This is a genomic window from Hoeflea sp. BAL378 (genome assembly GCF_000759435.1).
Taxonomy (GTDB): Bacteria; Pseudomonadota; Alphaproteobacteria; order Rhizobiales; family Rhizobiaceae; genus Hoeflea.
This window is the reverse complement of the sequence record NZ_JRJG01000215.1, coordinates 1-4,190: the sequence shown is the minus strand read 5'-3', so window position 1 is coordinate 4,190 and position 4,190 is coordinate 1. Positions and strand designations below refer to the sequence as shown.

The window sequence follows — 4,190 nt, the reverse complement described above, 5'->3', positions numbered from 1 at the left end:
CGGTCATGGTGCGGCGCGGATCGATCAACACAACCCGCATCTCCGGCTGCGCGCCCGGCAGGCGGCGCTGGTCGAACGGCTGCTGAAGGCGGACAAGAACAAGAACGATGCGGCGCTGCGCCGCGAGATCGCCACCGTCGCCGCCATGATGGTGGAATTGACGGCGAGCCGCGAAGGCAGGGACTCCCGCATTCACACCCTGCTCAAGGGCAACGAGGATCCGACCCTGCCCGGCAGCGGCGACCCGAGCCTTGCGACCCGCGCACGCGACATGCTCTCCGCCGGACATTGATCCTTTATCCCGTGCTGCGATCCCGGCCCGGGCCGGTCTCATGACGGAGCTGATCCGCCGGGCGTCGCGATCAGCTCCCGCCGGTGCGGCCCATGCGACCGGCCGCGTGCCACAGCGCGATGCCGCTGGCGGTGGCGACGTTGAGGCTGTCCATGCCCGGCGCCTGCTCGATCCGCAGCGTCCGGACCGCGCGGAGCACGTCGGCGGGCAGTCCCTCGCCCTCCGTTCCCGCCAGCAGCGCCAGACGCCGGCCCGGCTGGAAGGTGGCGAGAGTTTCCGCGCCCTGCGGCGACAGGCCCGCGACCTCAAACCCCTCAGCAGCCAGCGCTTCGACCAGATCCGCGATGGACCCTCCGCGGCAGAACGGAACCCTCAGCGCCGCCCCGACCGAGACGCGGATCGCCTTTCGGTAGAGCGGGTCGCAGCAGGCGGCGTCGAGCAGGATCCCATCGGCGCCGAAGACACCGGCATTGCGGAAGATGCCGCCGATATTGTCGTGATTGGCGATGCCGCAGGCGACCACCAGAAGGGCCTGCTCCGGCATGCGCTTCAGGAACCCGGCCAGCGAGGGCGCGGGCACGTGCCGCCCCACCGCCAGGACGCCGCGATGCATGGCGAAGCCGACCGCGGCGTCGAGAACATCGCGCCCCGCCACATAGACGGGACAGGCCGCGTCCATCCGCCCGAGCAGGTCGCCCAGGCCTTCGACCCGGTTCTCCAGGATCAGCGCCTTTTCCAGCACGAAGCGGCGGTCGCCCGCCTCGGCGTCCAGCAGCGCCTGCAGCACCACCCGGCCTTCGGCGATGAAGCGGTCGCCACGCCCGGCGAGATCCCTGTCGCGCATCGCGGTGAACTCGGCGATGCGGGCGTCCGCGGGATCCCCGATCCGGATCAGGCGCTCCCGCCATTCCATGGTCAGCGGCTGATCACGACGACGTCGCCGATGATGCGGCCGACCCCGAGGTCGAAAATCATCAGCCGCCGCGAGCCGTCCGCCGCGCGGCCGAAGAAGCCGATGCGGGCGCCGTCGAGCGAGACGCTTTCGATCTCGAAGCCCTCGGGCAGCGCCGCCACGGCTTCGAGCGGCGCGTCTGACGGCACGTCGAGCTGGGTGCCGGCCACAAGCCCGCCCGCGGGCGGCGTGTCGCCGCTCTGCGTGAATTTATAGACAATTGCCCCCAGCACGGCCATAAGACCGATGAACATGACGCCGATCGAGACGGCCAGCAGCCGCACCATCTTGCGCCGGACCTTTTCCATTTCCGGATCAAGCGGCTTTTCGTCCAGATCGTCGTCGTTGAGTTTCGACATTTCCATTCCTTGCCGGGCGGACCCTTACATTGAAGAATTCGACCCCGTTTACCGAAGCCGAGCCCCATAGGGAAGCCCAAGCTGCTCCGGCGGACGACCTCGACCGGGAGATCCTGGTCGCGGGCGAGGACGCGGCGGGCAGGCTCGACGCGTGGCTCGCCCAAGAACTCGAGCCCGATGTCTCGCGCAGCCGCCTCAAGGCGCTGATCGAGGCCGGCGCGGTCACGGTCAACGGCGTGGCCGCGAAACAGGCCAAGCAGAAGATCCATCCCGGCGACCGGGTCGAGCTGATCATCCCCGAGGCCGAGGACGCCGAGCCCGAGGGCGAGGACATCCCGCTCGATATTCTCTACGAGGACGACGACCTGATCGTGCTCAACAAGCAGGCGGGCCTCGTCGTCCACCCCGGCGCCGGCAACTGGACCGGGACGCTGGTCAACGCGCTGATCCACCATTGCGGCGACAGCCTGTCGGGCATCGGCGGCGTCAAGCGGCCGGGCATCGTCCACCGGCTCGACCGCGACACGACCGGGGTGATGGTGGTGGCCAAGAACGACCACGCCCATCGGCACCTGTCCGAACAATTCGCCGACCACGGCCTGACCGGACCGCTCGAGCGCGCCTACCAGGCGATCGTCTGGGGCAAGCCGGACGGGCTCAGGGGCACCATCAATGCGAGCCTCGGCCGCGCCCGCGACCGCATCCGCCGCGCCGTGCGCACCGACGGCGGCGACGATGTGCGCCATGCAGTGACCCATTATCTCGTGGTCGAGCGCTACGAGGAGAAGCCCGACGGGACCTGCGCCGCCTCGCTGGTCGAATGCCGGCTCGAAACCGGCCGCACCCACCAGATCAGGGTGCACATGGCCCATATCGGCCATCCGCTGATCGGCGACGCCGATTATGGCGGCGCCTTCCGGACCAAGGCCAACCGCCTGCCCGAGGCGGTGCGCGCGGTGGTCGACGCCTTCCCGCGGCAGGCGCTGCATGCGTTCCTGCTGGTGTTCGAGCACCCGACAAGCGGCGAAACGCTGCGTTTCGAGGCGCCGCTGCCCCGCGACATGGCGCTGTTGCGCCAGGCGCTGGCCGGACTCTGACCGGCGGCGGCGTTCCTTTCACGCGAGCGTGATCGGCCTGGCCTCTTGATACCGGGTTTTGCCACAATTACATGTCATACGGCGCAGGCTCGGATGCGATGTTCGGTCCGGGCCTCAAGGCTTGCCGCAAGGGAGCCAGAATTCGGGATCAGGGGGTGCTGTCATGGCCCAAGTTAGTTTACCGTCCATTTCCGCGGGCGAGAACGGTCTCAACCGCTATCTCGCCGAAATCCGCAGGTTCCCCATGCTGGAACCGCAGGAAGAATACATGCTGGCCAAGCGGTTCCTCGAACACGAGGACACCAAGGCCGCCCACAAGCTCGTCACAAGCCATCTGCGACTGGTCGCCAAGATCGCCATGGGCTATCGCGGCTACGGCCTGCCGATCGGCGAAGTCATTTCCGAAGGCAATGTCGGCCTGATGCAGGCCGTGAAGAAATTCGATCCGGAACGCGGTTTCCGGCTGGCCACCTATGCGATGTGGTGGATCAAGGCCTCGATCCAGGAATATATCCTGCGCTCGTGGAGCCTGGTGAAGATGGGAACGACCGCCAACCAGAAGCGGCTGTTCTTCAACCTGCGCAAGGTCAAGAGCCGCATCCAAGCCGTCGAGGACGGCGATCTCCGCCCCGACCAGGTGGCCGAAATCGCCACCAAGCTCAATGTGAGCGAAGAGGAAGTGATCTCCATGAACCGCCGCCTGTCCGGCGACGCCTCGCTCAACGCGCCGATCAAGGCGAGCGAAGGCGAATCCGGCCAGTGGCAGGACTGGCTGGTCGATGAGTCCGACAGCCAGGAAGACATGCTGGTGGAGCAGGACGAGCTTGAGAACCGCCGCGCCATGCTGCACAGCGCGCTCGGCGTGCTCAACGAGCGCGAACGCCGCATCTTCGAGGCGCGCCGCCTGCGCGACGACCCGATCACGCTCGAGGATCTCTCCTCCGAGTTCGACATCAGCCGCGAGCGGGTGCGCCAGATCGAGGTGCGCGCCTTCGAAAAGGTGCAGGACTCGGTGCAGAAATCCGCTGCTGCGCGCGACAAGGCGCTGGTGACGGTCGAGGACTGAAGGCCCGGCATCGCTTAGATCAAGACCCTGGAAGCGGAGACGTTTCCGGGGTTTTTTGTGGGTACATTTTGTGGGCGGGGCTGGGTGGAGCGCCCGGGGTGTCGGGGTGCTGGCATCGCGCCCTCCCTTCTCCCCTTGTGGGAGAAGGTGCCGGCGAAGCCGGCGGATGAGGGGTGTCTTGCCACTCTGCACACGCCCCTCATCCGTCTCGCCGCTTCGCGGCGATCCACCTTCTCCCACGAGGGAGAAGGGAGGGTGCCTTGCCCGGCAATCTCCCGGGTGGATGGCGCTCATTTCCCTATCCGGTCACGCAACCCGCGCCAAACCTCCGCGCGCGAAAATCTCGCCGACGGTTGAGGGCAGTTCGGGGTCCGGCGACAGCCGGACTGTGGGGCGCGGGCGAAGGGCCCGGGGTGGCGTGAGA

General features: G+C 67.6%; 4 protein-coding genes and 1 pseudogene. 3 read left to right on the top strand and 2 right to left on the bottom strand.

Going from position 1 to position 4,190, the window contains the following annotated elements:
* Positions 1–292 (top strand): annotated as a pseudogene (locus LL06_RS27815) (hypothetical protein); the annotation flags it as partial.
* A 70-nt stretch (positions 293–362) separates the two neighbouring features.
* Here the strand turns inward: LL06_RS27815 and LL06_RS25315 are convergent.
* Positions 363–1,205, bottom strand: coding sequence for an RNA methyltransferase (locus tag LL06_RS25315; protein WP_035533634.1), 843 nt, complete (start codon positions 1,203–1,205; stop codon positions 363–365).
* Between the two features lie 2 nt (positions 1,206–1,207).
* Positions 1,208–1,603: a hypothetical protein gene (locus LL06_RS25310; protein WP_035533632.1), complete on the bottom strand. Its 396-nt coding sequence runs from the start codon at positions 1,601–1,603 to the stop codon at positions 1,208–1,210.
* Between the two features lie 110 nt (positions 1,604–1,713).
* Between LL06_RS25310 and LL06_RS25305 the strand changes: the two genes are divergently transcribed.
* Positions 1,714–2,700 (top strand): RluA family pseudouridine synthase, encoded by a 987-nt coding sequence (locus tag LL06_RS25305; RefSeq protein WP_035533638.1) that lies wholly within the window; start codon positions 1,714–1,716, stop codon positions 2,698–2,700.
* 163 nt (positions 2,701–2,863) lie between these two features.
* Positions 2,864–3,766, top strand: a complete 903-nt coding sequence (gene rpoH / locus LL06_RS25300) for an RNA polymerase sigma factor RpoH (protein ID WP_035533629.1) — start codon at positions 2,864–2,866, stop codon at positions 3,764–3,766.
* Positions 3,767–4,190: the final 424 nt, after the last annotated feature.